The organism is Natrialba taiwanensis DSM 12281 (genome assembly GCF_000337595.1).
Taxonomy (GTDB): Archaea; Halobacteriota; Halobacteria; order Halobacteriales; family Natrialbaceae; genus Natrialba; species Natrialba taiwanensis.
In genome coordinates, this window is record NZ_AOIL01000001.1 from 116744 (window position 1) to 132923 (window position 16180).

Annotated in this window: 12 protein-coding genes and 1 pseudogene; 6 read left to right on the plus strand and 7 right to left on the minus strand. The window is 58.4% G+C overall.

All coding sequences use genetic code 11. The features are described 5' to 3' along the window. Nucleotides 1–138 precede the first annotated feature (138 nt). Nucleotides 139–1593 carry a YjiH family protein gene (locus C484_RS00465; RefSeq protein WP_006824012.1) on the plus strand — a complete coding sequence of 485 codons (1455 nt, stop codon included), beginning with the start codon at nucleotides 139–141 and terminating at the stop codon, nucleotides 1591–1593. Between the two features lie 160 nt (nucleotides 1594–1753). On the opposite strand, the gene C484_RS00470 is transcribed toward C484_RS00465, so the two are convergent. Then, nucleotides 1754–2134: a helix-turn-helix domain-containing protein gene (locus C484_RS00470; protein WP_169332866.1), complete on the minus strand. Its 381-nt coding sequence runs from the start codon at nucleotides 2132–2134 to the stop codon at nucleotides 1754–1756. A 2065-nt stretch (nucleotides 2135–4199) separates the two neighbouring features. Between C484_RS00470 and C484_RS00485 the strand changes: the two genes are divergently transcribed. The 3 genes from C484_RS00485 (at nucleotide 4200) to C484_RS00495 (ending at nucleotide 6400) form a co-directional block, all read left to right on the plus strand. Then, complete coding sequence (locus tag C484_RS00485; protein ID WP_006824016.1) at nucleotides 4200–5390, plus strand: thiolase C-terminal domain-containing protein; 1191 nt, start codon at nucleotides 4200–4202, stop codon at nucleotides 5388–5390. Continuing rightward, nucleotides 5387–5875, plus strand: a complete 489-nt coding sequence (locus C484_RS00490; protein ID WP_006824017.1) for a Zn-ribbon domain-containing OB-fold protein — start codon at nucleotides 5387–5389, stop codon at nucleotides 5873–5875. Before C484_RS00485 ends, C484_RS00490 begins: the two co-directional genes overlap by 4 nt. Before the next feature lie 123 nt (nucleotides 5876–5998). Continuing rightward, a complete protein-coding gene (locus C484_RS00495; RefSeq protein ID WP_006824018.1) occupies nucleotides 5999–6400 on the plus strand; it encodes an acyl-CoA thioesterase in 402 nt (133 codons plus the stop codon). A 23-nt stretch (nucleotides 6401–6423) separates the two neighbouring features. On the opposite strand, the gene C484_RS00500 is transcribed toward C484_RS00495, so the two are convergent. The 4 genes from C484_RS00500 to C484_RS00515 form a co-directional block, all read right to left on the minus strand. After that, nucleotides 6424–8511 (minus strand): ABC transporter ATP-binding protein, encoded by a 2088-nt coding sequence (locus C484_RS00500; RefSeq protein ID WP_006824019.1) that lies wholly within the window; start codon nucleotides 8509–8511, stop codon nucleotides 6424–6426. A gap of 1 nt (nucleotide 8512) precedes the next feature. Next, nucleotides 8513–9226: an ABC transporter permease gene (locus C484_RS00505; protein WP_006824020.1), complete on the minus strand. Its 714-nt coding sequence runs from the start codon at nucleotides 9224–9226 to the stop codon at nucleotides 8513–8515. A 192-nt stretch (nucleotides 9227–9418) separates the two neighbouring features. Further along, entirely contained in the window at nucleotides 9419–10390 is a 972-nt protein-coding gene (locus C484_RS00510; RefSeq protein WP_006824021.1) for an ABC transporter permease, read from the minus strand. Between the two features lie 121 nt (nucleotides 10391–10511). Further along, a complete protein-coding gene (locus C484_RS00515; RefSeq protein ID WP_239640886.1) occupies nucleotides 10512–12080 on the minus strand; it encodes an ABC transporter substrate-binding protein in 1569 nt (522 codons plus the stop codon). Between the two features lie 373 nt (nucleotides 12081–12453). On the opposite strand from C484_RS00515, the gene C484_RS00520 reads away from it, so the two are divergent. After that, on the plus strand, nucleotides 12454–13557 hold the full coding sequence (locus C484_RS00520) for a tyrosine-type recombinase/integrase (RefSeq protein ID WP_006824023.1): 1104 nt from the start codon (nucleotides 12454–12456) through the stop codon (nucleotides 13555–13557). A gap of 480 nt (nucleotides 13558–14037) precedes the next feature. Here the strand turns inward: C484_RS00520 and C484_RS00525 are convergent, their stop codons facing one another. Continuing rightward, nucleotides 14038–15021, minus strand: coding sequence for a C45 family autoproteolytic acyltransferase/hydolase (locus C484_RS00525; RefSeq protein ID WP_006824024.1), 984 nt, complete (start codon nucleotides 15019–15021; stop codon nucleotides 14038–14040). Between the two features lie 189 nt (nucleotides 15022–15210). On the opposite strand from C484_RS00525, the gene C484_RS00530 reads away from it, so the two are divergent. Beyond that, on the plus strand, nucleotides 15211–15918 hold the full coding sequence (locus tag C484_RS00530; RefSeq protein WP_152422631.1) for a hypothetical protein: 708 nt from the start codon (nucleotides 15211–15213) through the stop codon (nucleotides 15916–15918). Nucleotides 15919–15994: 76 nt separating this feature from the next. Here C484_RS00530 and C484_RS21840 read toward each other — a convergent pair. After that, nucleotides 15995–16174 (minus strand): annotated as a pseudogene (locus C484_RS21840) (integrase core domain-containing protein); the annotation flags it as partial. Between the last annotated feature and the right edge of the window lie 6 nt (nucleotides 16175–16180).

Sequence of the window (16180 nt, forward strand, 5' to 3'; positions counted from 1 at the left end):
TTCTGGGTGGTGCCCGACCTCGGTTGGGCAGTGATCCACTATTGTTGGATTACAGATTGTCGAACGTGGTGTTCGCTCGCGCTCTTGCGGACAATATCACCGATACATTTATACAGTGGTGGTGTCTCATACCATGATATGTTTCGCCAAGACGCATGGCGTAGCGATACGGATGTCTGGGAGGAGACCGAAGCGGACGATCAAACGATCGACGACGAGTCACTGACCGAAACGGAGACGATTCCGTTTCTTCGGTTTACGACGATTTTCGTCGTTGGGGTCGCGTTTTTCGTGCTGCCGGTTCCGTGGGAGAACACGATTACGGTGCCGTTCGACATCTTCGTCGGCCTGATCGAAACCAACCTCGCACAATACGTGCTGGGGATGGCCTGGCTTATGGTCGTCGGCGCAGCCGTCCTCACGACGGTGACGGAAACGTATCATCGCGGTCTCATCGATATCGATACTGAAACTGCGTCTCGACTAAACCTCGACCTCTGGGAGACGAATACCGCGTTCTGGATACTCCGGATCGTAGGTGCAGTGGTTGCAACCGGGTTCTTCCTCGAGAGCGGGCCGTCATTGATCCTCGACCCCGCGGTCTCGGGCGTCGTCTGGGAGACGTTACTGTTGAGCATCGTCATTATCATTCCGCTCGGATCGATTTTCGTCAATCTCCTTATCGAGTGTGGCGCACTGGAGTTCGTCGGCACGCTCGCCCGTCCGATCATGAAACCGCTCTTCCGGCTCCCGGGGCGGTCCGCACTTGATGGTGCCGCCTCCTGGGCGGGCTCCTTTGCGATCGGGTTCTACGTTACCCGGAAGGTCTTCGACCACGGTGGCTACAACAAACGAGAGGTATTCATCATCTGTTCCTGTTTCGGGACGGGCAGTATCGGGACGATCGGCGTCTTCGCGGCTGCGTTCGACATGCTCCACATCTTCCCGGTTATCCTGCTCGCCTACCTGATTGCGATCGTCGCAGCAGCGGTTGTGACGATCCGACTGCCGCCGCTGTCACGCGTTCCGAAGGAGTACGTCTCGGAACCGGCCGTCGAGCCGAATCTGACGGGATCGGCCGGCGACTACGTCCGACTCGCTATCAGCGAGGCGATCGACGAGTCGAGAGGCACGTCCTCACCGCGGGCCGCCTGGAAGGGACTCGTCGACGGAATCGTGCTGACGGCGACAATGACCGGGACCGTCGTCGCCATCGGAACGACCGTTCTCGTCCTCTACCACAACACTCCCCTCTTTCAGGTCATCGCCGTTCCACTGGAGCCGATCATTGCTGCGTTCGGCATTCCGGATGCGGACGTCGTCGCTTCCGCGCTCATCATCGGCTTTGCCGACATGTACGTGGGAGCGCTTACGGCCACCGGCCTCGCGTCTGCAGCGCAGTTCTTCGTGATTCTCGTCGTCAGCGGCCAGATCCTCTTTCTCGCCGCATCCGGGCCGATGATGATGGATATGTTCACGGATATTCCGGTTCGCTTTCGGGACATCGCTGCGATTTTCGCCGTCCGAACGCTGGTTCTGATCCCCATCAGCGCGGCGCTGACTCACGGTGTTACGCTCCTGGGACTGCTCTAATCGGTGTCCCTCGATCACTGCGTCGTTTCGTTCCACAGCTCGTCGGGAACACTATCCCGTGATGTGGATGGACGAGGCGACGGACGTACAGGACCACCCGGAGTTGCTCCCAAGAATTAAATAAGTGCAATTCGACTACCAGTGTGTATGGGAACCTCAGTCAAGCGACTCGATACCGACGCTGAACCGTTTCATTGTGGAGAAAGACGGCTTCGCCGGCCTCCTCGATAACGAGCGTCACGATCTCGTCGGTTTCGTCCGTCAACACCCGCAGAGAACGGTGCGAGACCTGATACAGTTGGTTTCGATACTTTAGTCTCGACCCCATCGAGAGAAAGGAGTGGCTGAGTTCGTACGTGCCGTCCGCACCGACGACGTACTCCGTCGACGCCAGCGTTTGCAGATAGACGTGGGCCGTACTGCGCGGAATGTCAATCGTCCGGGCGAGTTCAGTCGGGCCCGCACCGTCGAGTTTCCAGAGCGCGTCGATCACGTCGAAGGCCCGCTGCACCGACTTCATCGGCGCTATCGTGCCAACCATGGACACGCATAGACGACTGCTGCTAGTAAACCGTTCGACTATGTTGGACCAGTCGATCGTCACCGTTGGCGCTCTCGTCCATCCGCCGTCCAAAGACCTATGTGGAAGTATGACAGAGTTGGCCGTGATGACGTGCGAGACAGTCCAACGAGTAGCGGTTCTTGGAGCCGGTAGCATGGGTCACGGTATCGCCGAAGTCGCCGCCCTCGGCGGCTACGACGTTACGATCCGTGACATCGAAACGGAACTCGTCGAAGACGGGTACGACAACATCGAGTGGAGCGTCGAAAAGCTCGCGGAGAAGGGGCAACTCGATGAGTATTGCTCAGATCGGAAGAGCGNTTCCCTACACGACGCTCTTCCGATCTGAGCAATATCGAGGCCGTGCCGGAGCAACTCGACATCAAGGAGGACACGTTCTCGACGGTCGATGAACACGCGCCCGAACACGCGATTCTGGCGTCGAACACCTCCAGCCTCTCGATATCTGCCATCGCGTCGGCGACGAACCGACCCGAACAGGTCGTCGGACTCCACTTTTTCAATCCGCCGGTGAAGATGGACCTCATCGAGGTCACCTACGGCGAAGCGACGACCGACGAGACGGCCGAACTCGCCTACGAATGGGCCGAATCGATCGACAAAACGCCGATCTACGTCCGCAAGGATGTCCACGGCTTCGTCGTCAACACCGTCCTCGTCCCGTTCATGGAGGAACCGGCCTGGATGCTGTCGAACGACGAAACGACGGTTCGGGCGGCCGACGCGACGATGGTCTACGAACGGGGCTATCCCATGGGTCCGTTCGAACTCAACGACTTCGGCGGCATCGACATCGCCTACCACTTCCGGGACGCCTCGGATCAGCCTGTCCCGCCAGTTATCGCGGAGAAAGTCGAGAACGAGTCCCTCGGGAAGAAAAGCGGGAAGGGGTTTTACGACTACGAAAACGGTGACGGCGTCGACTACAACCCCGATGATATCACCGACTTCGACACCCTCCGCACCGAAGCCGTGATGATCAACAAGGCCGCCTGGCTCATCGGCAACGACGTTGCCACGCCCGACGCGATCGATACCGGCCTCCGACTCGGCGGGAACTTCCCCGAAGGCGTCTGCCGCCGGGGAGACCGACTCGGACTCGATACGGTCCTCGAAAAACTCGAAACGCTGCACGAGACCCACGGTGCCGATCGCTACGAACCGGCTGGCTACCTCGTCGAACTCGTCGAAGACGGATTCACCGGCGAAGACGCCGGCAAAGGCTTCTACGACTACCGCGTCGATCCCCCGTATCACTACCTCGACTGGGACATCGACGACGACGGCGTTCTCGAGGTCGCGATCGACCGCCAGGAGCGGATGAACTCGATGTCCGAGGACGTGTTCATGGAAATCGACCGCCTCCTCACCGAGGTCGACACCGACGATGTTTCCTGCGTCGTCTTTACCGGCGCGGGCGACAAGGCGTTTAGCTCCGGCGCGGACATCACCGGCTTTACCGCGGGCGAACCGACCGACATCATGGATGTCGACGAGGTCTTCCGGACGGTCTCCGAGTTCGATCGGCCGACGGTCGCGAAGATCGACGGCTTCTGCCTGGGGGCCGGTATCGAACTGGCGCTGGCCTGTGACATCCGCGTGGCGACCGAGGGATCGACGATCGGGACGCCCGAGACAACGCTGGGACTGATTCCCGGCGGCGGTGCGACCCAGCGCCTCGTGCGGCTCGTCGGCGAGGCTCGGACGAAGGAGTTGATCTTCCGCGGGCTCCAGATCGATGCCGAACAGGCCGAGGACTGGGGCGTGATCAACCACGCCGTTCCCGAAGCCGAGTTCGAAACCGTCGTCGGGGACATCGTCGACGATCTGGTATCGGGACCGCCGATCGCGCTCAAGGCCGCAAAACAGGTCATCAACGAGGGGCAGGAAGCCGGCCTCGATGCGGCACTCGCCATGGAGAAGCAATCGTTCGCGCTGCTGTCGACAACCGACGACATGTACGAGGGCGTCACAGCGTTCCGAGAGAACCGCGACCCCGAGTTCGAGGGAGAGTGAGCGTGCGATGACGCGAAACGTTGCCATCGTCGGCGGCGGACAGGCAAACTGGGGCGAACGAGACGCAACCTGGAAAGACCTCGCACAGGAGGGCGGCAAGGCGACGTTCGACGCGGTTCCCGGTGTCGACCCTGACGACATCGAGGGGCTGTTCGTCGGCGCGGTCCAACCCGAACGCTTTGCCAACCAGACCCACGTCGCGCCGATGGTCGCCGAGCTCCTCGGAATCGAGGTCGACGAAATGATCGCCCGAACTGAACTCGCGTGTGCGAGCGGGCAGGCCGCGCTGCGATATGCGTGGCTGGCGATCGCGGCCGGCCAACTCGACGTCGCGCTGGTACTCGGTGTCGAGAAGATGAACCTCGGGCGCGAGCACATGCCGGAGGTGCAGTCGTCGATGGCGAACGTCTTAGACCGCGAGTTCGACGGCGTCAACGGGCTGGCCGCGCCGCCGTTTTTCGCGTGGTACGCCCAGCGTCACATGCACGAGTTCGGGACGACCCGCGAGCAGCTCTCGCTGGTCGCCGCGAAGAACAAGACGAACGCCTCCCGGACGGACTTCGCCCAGTTCCAGTCGACGGTCGACTCCGACGAGGTGACCGACTCGCCGGAGATCGCGCCGCCGTTGCACCTCTATGACTGCAGCGGTATCACGGACGGTGCGGCCGGCGCGATCCTGATGAGCGAGGAGAAAGCCCGCGAGGTGACCGACACCGCAGCCTGGATCACCGGCAGCGGGCAGTCCACGATGGCGGGGAACTCGATCAACAACCTGCCGTCGTTCAGCGGCTGGCCGCAGGCCCGCAAGGCATCGCAGAACGCGTACGACCAGGCCGGAATCGACGACCCACTGGCCGAAATCGACGTTGCGGAGGTCCACGACTGCTTCTCGATCAGTGAGATCATCGAGTACGAAGAACTCGGCTTCGCCGAGCGCGGCGAGGGCGGCCAGTTCATCGAGGACGGCCGCAGTCACCTCGACGGCGACGTTGCAGTCAACCCGCGCGGTGGGCTCCTCGGCTGCGGCCATCCGCTCGGTGCAACGGGCGTCTCGCAGGCCCTCGAAATCACCCAGCAGTTCCAGGGCGACGTGACGAACGACCGGCAGGTAGACGACGCAACGACCGGTCTCATCCACAATCTCAGCGGCAGCGGCTCGGTTCACAGCGTCATGGTCCTCGACCGTGATCCACAATGACAGACAGTTCGACCGACGACGAGCGAGAACAGGTTTCGGTCCCCTCGGAGATCGAGTTCCCCCGACTGCTCGACTTCTACGACCTGCAGACGGCGGACCAGACCCAGATTCACGAGTTCTACGACAATCTTCGAGCGGGACAGCTCACGACGACGCGATGTACCGAGTGCGACGCGATCCACTTCCCGCCACGGATCGTCTGTCCCGAGTGTACCGGAGACGCCCTCGAGTACGTCGACCTTCCGCACGACGGTGAACTCTTTGCCTTCTCAGCGGTCCGCGGCGGGCTTCCGCTCGGATTGCGCGAGCACGAGGTTCCATACGTCGTCGGCGTCGTCGACCTGGGCCCCGTCCAGCTCTCGGGTCGTATCGACGACGCGGCCTACTCCGACCTCGAGATCGGCGATCCCGTCTCGCTGAAGATCGTCGACATCGACGGGCCGACCGACGACGACCGCGTCTTCTACCGGTTCGAGCCGCAGTAACCGACTTGCGATCACCGTCGCGTCCGATTCGTTCTTCGCGGTCGGTCCCGATCGCTCATCGAGCATCGCTGCCACTATCACTATCCTTATACCGGCTGCAATACTGCCAACCGACTGTTGGAAATGAGTTTCACGCGCACCTGGACCGTCCGCTTCTCGGATACGGACCCGTTCGGTATCGCTCACTATCCGCGGCTGATCGAGGCGATTCACGAGACCTCCGAACTGTTCTTGGAGTCGATCGGCTGGCCGCTGTGGGACCTCATAGACGTCCACGAAATCGGCATCCCGCTCGTCTCGATGAATTTCGATTTCACGGGACAGGTCAGCGGCGGCGACGAGGTCGATATTCGACTGCAAACGACTGTCGGTGACTCGAGCCTTCGCTTTCACTATCGGGCCGTCCACGACGGAACGATCGTATTCGAGGGTACCGAACATCGCGTCTGTGTTCCCGTGAACGGAGCCAGTAGCATCTCCGTCCCCGACGAGTTCAGGCGCGCACTCGAGAGCGCGGCTCGATAGGTCGTCGGTCGTCGGCGAGACGCTCACAACTCCGGGCCGTCCTCGAGTTCGTCGGCGCTCAAATGACATGCGATGTGATGCGTGTCGCCGTCCGCCGTTTCGACGGGCGCGAGTTCCGGTTCCTGCCGGTCACATTTTTCGCCGATATACTGGGGGCAACGCGTGTGGAACGGACAGCCGGTCGGTGGATCGCGAGCGCTTGGGACATCCCCGTCGAGTTGGATTCGTTCTGTGTCCGTTTCCGGGTCTAAACCCGGATTTGCAGAGAGGAGCGCCCTTGTATACGGGTGATACGGCGGGTTGAAGACGGATTCTCGTGAGCCGACTTCGACGATTTTTCCGAGGTACATGACGGCCACCCGATCGCTACTGTGTTTGACGACGCGTAGATCGTGACTGATAAACAGATACGAGGTATCGTATTCCTCGCGGAGCCTGTCGAGTAAGTCGAGGATGTTCGCTTGCACGCTCACGTCGAGCGCGCTGACCGGTTCGTCGAGAACGACGAACGCAGGGTTTCCGGCGAACGCCCGCGCGATCGCGACGCGTTGTTTTTCGCCGCCGGAGAGTTCGTGCGGATAGCGCGCCGTGTGGCTGCTATCGAGGCCGATGTGGTCGAGCAGTTCCTCGACTCGATCGCGCCGCGCCGTCCGATCGAGATTGGTGAGCGATGTTACGGCTCGGTGTAACTGATCGCCGATCCGCTTTCGCGGGTTGAGACTCGAGTGGGGATTCTGGAAGACGATTTGTGCGTTTGAGCGGAACTCGTCGCGAGCGGAACCGCGCAAATCGGCAAGGCGGTCCCCGTTGAACGTAATCTCTCCGCTCGTCCGCTCTAGTACGTCCACCAGACAGGCACCGAGCGTGCTCTTTCCACAACCGCTTTCGCCGACAAGCGCCAGCGTTTCCCCTCTCTTCACGGATAGATCGACTCCATCGACGGCTTTGACCGGCGGATCGCCACCACTGATTCGATCGAGAAACGTGGGCGTATCGAAGTACTTGGTCACGTTCGATACGTCGAGCAGTGGGTCGCCGTCCGACGACGTCTCCCTGCGGGTCCGTTCCGATACCGTTTCGGGTTCGATCGGATCCGAAACTGCGTCTTCCCAGTGGCAACACCGCGTCCGATGCGGTGCTTCACCGTCGCTATCCACGGCGGTCATGTCTATCGGCGCGACTCGGCAGTCGGCAGTGGAGAACGCACATCGATCCGCGAATACACAGCCCTCGGGGATTTCCGTAAGGGCCGGTGTTTGTCCTGGAACCGAGTTCACCGTTCGCTCGCCTCGGATGCGTGGAACGGCCGCGAGAAGCCCCTGCGTGTAGGGGTGTGCAGGTGAATTGAACACTTGTGAAACAGGGCCCGTTTCCATGACCTCACCGGCGTAGAGGATCATCGCCTTCTCACACGTGTTCGCGATGACGCTAAGATCGTGCGTGATGAGCACGATCGTTGTGTTGAACGATTCGTTGAGGTCTCGAACGAGATCGAGAACGGTCGCCTGCGTCGTGACATCTAGCCCGGTCGTCGGTTCGTCGAGGATCAGCAGGTCCGGATCGCACGAGAGCGCCATCGCGATGAGGACGCGCTGTTGCATGCCGCCGGAGAGTTCGTGTGGGTATTGGTCGGCAGTGTACGCGGCGTCGCCTATTTGAACCGTCTCCAGCAACTCGTACAGCCTCTCTTGGGCCGCTCGTGCCGTCTTATCCGTGTGCTCTCGGATGGTCTCGGTGATTTGCTCACCGACACGTAATGCGGGATTCAACGCTGTGTTTGGATCCTGCGGGACGTGTGCAAGGCTGTTTCCGCGCAACGCTCGCAGTTCATCCGCCGAGAAGTCGTGGATTCGCCGTCCGTCGTACCGTACGGATCCGCTCGTAATCCGGCCGTTTTCGTCGAGATAGTCGAGAAGTGCGAGCGCGAGCGTGCTTTTTCCGCTTCCGCTCTCTCCGGCTATGCCGAGCGTTTCTCCCCGGTCGAGCGACAGCGATACATCACGGAGCGCATGTACGTTACCGTCCGGCGTGTCGTACGTTACGGTGAGCGATTCGACATCGATGAGGCTCTTTCCTTCGTCTCGAACAACTGAGTGGTTTTGTTTTGACATATTACGGTCGTTTTGACACGTGTGATTTTGGGTCGAGAACGTCTTGCAAGCCGTCTCCGAGGAGGTTACAGCCGAAGACGGTAAGGCCGAGCCAGAGACTCGGCCACAACCAGTACCAGGTCGTACTCCAGAGGTGATCACGGGCGATCGAGATCATGTACCCCCAGTCCGGCGTCGGCGGTTGCGTTCCTAATCCGAGAAACGAAAGGGACGCGCCGATCAGAATCGCGAACCCGATCCGAATCGATCCCTCGACGATAACCGGCGAGAGGATATTCGGCAAAATCTCTCCGAAGCAGATGTACACCCGCGATTCGCCGCGCGCCTCCGCAGCTTTGATGAACTCTTCCTGTTTCACCGCGAGCGTACTGCTTCGGACGACGCGAGCGATCCGCGGCGTGTACACGACGGCGATCGCAAGAACCGCATTGAGAAGGCCCGACCCCAGCAACGCGACGATCAGTAGCGCGAGCAAGAGCGACGGAATACTCAGCAACATATCCAGTAGCCGCATGACGCCCTCGTCGATGCGGCCGCCGAGATACCCGGACGCGAGTCCGAGCGGGACGCCGACGAGCATCGATACCCCCGCCGCAGCGAATCCGAGCACGAGGCTCGATCGGCCGCCGTACAGTACCCGGGAGAGCAGATCCCGTCCGAGATGATCCGTTCCGAGGAGGAACTCGCCGCCCGGAGCGGCAAACTGCGCACCCATATGCGTTTCAGTCGGGTTATGCGGTGCGATAACCGGCGCAAGAACCGTTGTGAAGACGATCGGTGCAAGTATCGCTATTCCGATCGCACACCGCCGATTTGCGAATACCTCGCACAAGCCACTCTTCAACCGGTCGCACAGCGCGTTTTCGGCCGTACTCCGTCTTCCAGTATGTTGGCTCCCCATCACCGGTCACCTCGTTGAGCTACCGTAGCTGATGCGCGGATCAAAATAGGTGTAGAGCAGGTCGGCCCCGAGATTGGCGAACATGTAGATACCTGCCACCAGAAGAACGGTCGCCTGCAGCACGGGTATATCGCGGTGGAGAACCGCCCCGACGAGCAAGCGCCCCAATCCCGGATACGCAAACCCCTCTTCGACGACGACGACACCGCCCACCAGATACCCGACGTTCATCGCTAGCAGGGTAACGGTCGGTAACAGTCCGTTCCTCACCGCGTGTTTCAGAACGACCGTCCGTTCGTCGAGCCCCTTCAGTCGAGCGGTCCGAACGTACTCGGACCGAAGCGTCTCGATCATCTCGGTCCGCGTCAATCGTACCAGCTGTGCGATCGAGAGGAACGTCAGCGTTATCACCGGCAACACGAGGTGAGAAGCCCATTCAATGAGTCTGCCCGCTGAAAGCGGCGTATATCCGCCGGCAGGGAAGACGCTCCATACCGGGCCGGCAAACAAGACGAGCAACCCGGTTCCCGTAACGAACTCGGGAACGCTGATTCCAACGTACGCAAGTCCGGTAATTCCGGCATCGAGAGTGCTCTCGGAATAGACTGCAGCGATAATCCCAGCCGGAATCGAAACCGCGACGATCGTGATCAGGGAAATCACGGCGAGATACGCCGATCGAATACCGCGCGTTACGACGAGATCGAACACCGGCCGGTTGTGCCGAAAACTCGTCCCCCAATCGCCCGTCACGAATCCGCCGACCCAGTCGAGGTATTGAACGTACTGCGGACGATGAAGCCCGAGATCGCGCTCGAGGGTGGCAACGTTCTCCGGGGTCGCATATCGTCCGAGAATCGTTTCGGCTGCGTTCCCCGGAAGCACCACCGTTATACAGAACACAACCACCGACAGCCCGACCAGGTTGAGGAGCACGTATGCCAATCGCTTGAGGAGATACCGGTGAAACGAGTTCATCTTTGTTGCCACCCGTTCGTCCGTCCGTCTTTGAGACGCTCGAAACCGATCGCGTTTTGATCGAGTGCGCTACGACCGTTGCTTCGTCCGAGCGGGCCGCGTCGCGGGCGAGTTGCACGGATCATTGGTTGGTCGAGCGTACTCTCTCCAGGTGGTCGTGTCCTAACATCGGGTGGCGCTCCCAACCCTCGATCCGCGCCGCGTTCGCTCCGAGGTTCTCCATGTGGAACGGAATTACGTACGGGCCCGCTTCGTACATGAGCTCCTGTACTCGTTCGTACAATTCGCTTCGCTCATTCCCGTCCGTCGTTCGTCGGGCTCGTTCGATCAATTCGTCCTTTTCTTCGTTTTCCCACCTGTTCTCGTCCCACCACGACCCTTCCGACCAGATCAAATTACTCAACAGGTGGTCTTCGTTCAGATACGTTCCGTAGTGGACCGAATACGTCGGTTTCTCTCCCCAGATCTCCGTCTCGAAGATATCGTAACTCACCTGCTCGAGTTCCATCTCGACGCCGATTTCGCCGAACTGTTCCTGAAACAGAAGCGCCGCGTTCAGCTGTTCCGGAGGCTCCGTCGGCGTGTAAAACGTGATGCCGAAGTCTTCGGTGAGGTGGAATCCGTCCGGATAGCCCGCTTCGGCAAGGAGTTCCTGCGCTCGCTCGAGATCCTGCGATCGATCCGGGAGGCCCGCGTAGAACGGAAACAGCGGTGCGAGTACCGAGTCCTGCCCGACCGTCCCGTATCCTTGAAGGACGCTTTCGACGAACTCCTCCCGGTTTACCGCGTGTTTCATCGCCTGCCGCACCCGGACATCGTCCCACGGTTCGTGGTCGGTGTTCATGACGAACGCGACGAAGTTACCGGCGGTCACACGCTGTGGTTCGACGTGAGAAATCGACTCGAGACGAGTGAACTGCGAGGTATCCGTTCGGTGTATCACGTCGATCTCTCGATTTTGGAGGCGCGTGACTTCCGTCCCAGCATCAGGAACGTGACTGAGCACGAGTTCGTCCGCGTAGGGGAGCGCGTTTCCGTCCGCATCTGTCAGGTAAAATTCCGGATTTCGGCGCAGCGTAATCTCGTCGTTGCCGGGGAACGAGTCCAGAACGAACGGTCCACTACCGTACGCTTCGGTTTGGAGCGACTCGAGGTCTCCCTCGAGGATTTCTTTCGGAACGATCGACGCCCAAGCGAGCGCTTGATAGCGAGGGAAATCCGGGTTCGAACGATCGAGTTCGAACTCGACGGTGAACTCGTCGACGCGGTTGGTCTCGATTATTCCGCCGAGATTGCCCGTCCCCGGATAGCCGCCTTCGACGATCGTCTTGTATGTGTGAACGACATCTTCGGCAGTAACGGACTCACCGTTGTAGTGGAACGTAGCGTCATCGCGAATGGTGACTACCCAGCGGGTGAGGTCGTCGTTTTGCTCTTCCCACCCCGTTGCGAGGTCGTCCTCGCGTTCCATGTCGTAAGTGATCCGAGAGAGTTGCGAGTACAGCATCCGGATCGGAACGAAGTTCGCGTATTTCGATGGCGTTTGGATCGGGCTGATATTCGTGATGCTCCGTGGAACCGTCATTTCGAGCGCGCCGCTGTCACCCTGGTCAGTGCAACCGGAGACACTTGCTGCAACACCGCCACTCAGTGCTTGCAGCAACCGTCGTCGTCTGAGGGTCGAATCCATACCGGCTGATTACTCCCCATATTATTCCTAGTTATGGTGCAACCGTCGAAAACCCGGACCTCGAGTGCCGGTTGGCGTCTCCAGGTTTGGATGTCTTATCGCCCAACTCGGGGAGAATCGGCTGTAGTGAGCTAGATTATTAGTAGAACCGTGATCCGCTGTGAACTCGTTACCGGACTCTGCTTTGCATCGGTCAGCAAATTCTATATCGCGTAATGTGATTTATATCCAATCTAGTTAGCGTGAGATGCCCGGTATCTGTCTCCCCACGGGTTGTATCTTCGATATCATGGATTGGGAAGGTACACTGCACATTAGGCCAATAATGTGCGGTAGTATTTTGAACCTTGATGCCCTCTACGAAGCTACGTCGATGGCAGATAGCAATTACAGTTCAGATGAGAAAATTCCGCTCGAAGACGCCACGGACGAGTTCATTACGGAGAAACAAGGGAACTACAGCCAGAATCTCAAGTACATCCTCGAAATGTGGATCGATTGGTGTGCGGACCGAAACGTGACGACGATCACAGATATTACGGCACTGACAATGCGCCATTACGCCTCGTCTCTCAAACGCCGGGCCCGCAGCGACAACGGGATCGCTGCGTCGACAGCTCGCACCTACTACAACTACATCTCGGCTTTCCTCTCGTGGGCTGTGGAAGTCGAATACCGTGTCGAAAATCCCGCAGAGAAACGGAAAGCAACGAAACTGCTGCCGAACTCGCGAACCAATAGCGGGGATCAACAGTTCTGGTCGCCCGAGCAACGACAGGCAATTACCGAGTTCACCGATAAGCGTGCACGCGAGGCGATTGAGGCTGACAACATTGACCCGTTCGAGCCAGTACGGAATCGAGCTATCGTCCATGTCCTCGCCTACACCGGCGTTCGGGGTTCCGAAGTTCTCGCAGACTATCGCGACGAGCGCCGGAACGGGCTTCGATGGGGCGACGTGGATCTCGAAAACAGTGTCATCACGGTTCTTGGTAAGAGCCAGAACCCGCACGAAGAGGTTGGGCTCCCGGGCCAGACTATCCAACCGTTGCGACGACTTCGAACACTTGTCGATCCGCCGACCGATTCGTGGCCCGTGTTCCCCTCTCGTCATCCGCCGTCATTGTACAGTCGGATTGAGGACGCGGGATACGACAAACCAGATGGCGACACGTGGGATTTCATGCTCGAGAAAAGCATCCAACCGCCGCCGATGAGTACCTCGGGTGCTCGAACATTGTTGAAACGTCTTTCGAAAGAGGTGGCGGTGCCAGGCTTAGATCTGGAGGATGGTGACTATCTCACGCTGCACGGTGCTCGCCGTGGCGTCGGCGAGAAACTCTATCGTGAGCGCGGGGCCGCTGCAGCACAACGGACGTTGCGTCACGCTGACCCGCAGACGACTTCTGAAATGTATTCGCATATCGAAGCGAGTGAGCTAGCTGCAGACAATACGGAAGTGTTTGACACAGAATAATGTATTTCAAAAACGAAGAAGCGATATATACTTAGTATTTAACCGGGTGCTGACTCAAGAACGCTACCCAGAATAACGCTAAACGCTCTTCCGTAGTATGTTGGTAATCTCAGAGAACTGCTCGGGTAGCATGTTTGAAAGCGTTCGACCCAATTTTTGGTATAGTCTCGCTGAGTTGGAACGCCCTGAGGTACTGTGTAACTTGTCGTTGGTAATTCCTCGATTGGGCAAGAGCTACCGTCACGTTAGCGGTGCGTGACTCTCGCAGGAACGAATAGTCTTCTTTGAACGATTTGGCTCTGTTGAAATTCTCTTCTTTAGAGATTTATTCGCGTGAATCTACTGATCACTACATGTGCGAAGTGACCGCAGGAGCTTTTACCAGTTCAGAGAGGTGTTCTTGTGGTCGTGCTGCATATACGCACGGATGTTTCAGAATTGTAGACAATTTGTACCCTAAACTGCTTTACCGGGAACGAATCATTGGATTGGAACTTGGGTAAACTCTCCAATATCTGGTCTTCCCGCTGCGAGCTCCACTGACGGCGTACCCAATTCTGCAGTCCACGACCAGAGCGTTTCGATGGGGTCATCATCGTCATCGGAACCACAGGCACACGCACCTGCATCCGGGTCGGCCAGCGTTGATTGAAGCATCTCCATCGTGAGCGTATCCTCCTCGTCCAACCGCTTGAGATGGCCCAGCCGCTGTTCGCTATTTGGATGGATCTCCTCGTTCGGTTGGAGGTCGTCCATCGACTCGGAGAGAAAATGGTTGGTGATCGCGGCGAATCCATTCGACGGGCGTGTGACTTCGACTCGCTCCGGGCTCGCTTCCACGATTGCCATGGAACCGGTGGAATCTGCGACGAGGAAGTTGGTGTTCCGGGCGTGGGGGATACGTTCAAGAAATTCTAACGCTTCCTCGGTCGTTTCGCATGTATCGAGCACAGCACGGGCCGCAAGGGCGAACATCACGCCCGGTTGCTCTCCGCGGTTTGGGACGAAGGTGTGGCCGATGGCCAACCCAGCCTCATTAACCCCATCGTGTCTCCCCGTCCAGTGGTCGGTGACGCCGATATGGCGATGGCCGTTTTCTGGCGTTGTTCGGATTAATTCAGAGAACGGAGCGAACGAGGCATAGAAGTCGTAGTTGCGTCCAAACAACGGTTCCCCATGAGCGGTTCGTTCACCAGAAACCGCCACGACGGAGCATCCCGATTCGATTGTCAACGCGAGGGGCACAGCTTTGATCAGCTCGGTATTCCACGCTCCAGCATCAGCCATGCTGCGTAACTCATTGAGCAAGTAGGGGATATGCTCCTCCACGCTCGATTCCGAGGCGCGCATGAACGCGAGCTTCTCATCAGAGGCCGGAGGTGGTGAGAAGTTTACCGCCGAAAGTTGTTCCCCGTACTGTCTTCCCATCTCTCCGTATGATCCGGAGAGTGTCGTTTCTTGCATCGTGCCATCTCATTAGATGACCAAGGGAATAAATCAGTGACAATTTGGACACGGGTCGTGGTCGTCTTTGATTCCTCTCTATTTTGAGCACGTCGGCTAAGTGACCCAATTCGACCGAATTTCGGGAAAGTGGATGATCTCTTTTTCGGTCTCCATAATACTATGACGACCAGCGCTGGTAGTGTATACATGACTGATAGACTTCCATCACGGGCAGATCCTGCATTGTTGATCCAACTATGTCAGATGCTTACCGATGAAGGCCCTTTAGCCACCAATTCACTACAAACACGCCTCGATAGCGGTGACCGAACACTTCACGAGACGGTTGAGTACGGTGAGAAGCTTGGGTTTGTTTCTGAACATGATGGCGAACTCAAACCCTCCACAGAAATCATGATCGAAGCGAGTGCTGAGGATAGCGATTGGTCGGTTGAGAGGGCATTCAGACGGGGTATCGAGCAATACGAACCGTATCGGACCGTGATCGAAACGATCTCCACGAACGAACCGCTCCCCGAGGTACTGGCGAAGCAATCGATCAAGAAGGAAATCACCCAGGAAGCGCTCGAAGACGCAATTGAGTCAACGGTTACCGAGCGGGCCGTACTGTTGCTATTAAAAACACTGCATCATGCCGGACTCGGGTCATTCGTTCATGGCCGAAAAGGATACCCAACCCGTGTCGAGGTCACCGATGATTTTGATCAGTATTGTCGAACAGTCATCACAAGTCGCGGACAAGAAGCCATCCAGACTGCGAGGTCTGGAGCTCCTGACAGTGAGCTTGATTCGATCACCTTCTCCGTCGAAGTCGATGTATCGACGAGCTCTCCAGAGGAGGTAGCAGCATTGGTTTCGAGGATCCAATCGGTGCTCCGTTCGCACTCTGAGTAACAGAACCTGTTGCTGGGTGAATACCGGTCAAGTACAGTACATATATCTGCAAATCCAATCGAATCTACGGCACTGTCTAGTTCTGCACCTCCTCGACTGGCACGTTTCCATCGAGAGTTTGATGCGGTCTTTGGTGGTTGTAGTAATGCACGAACTGTTCAAGCCACTCGCGGACGCTCGCCCGACTGCCCACCCATGAATTATGGAAGCGGTCGATACGCATTTTGAGGGTGTGAAACCACTTTTCGATCTGTCCCGTTTC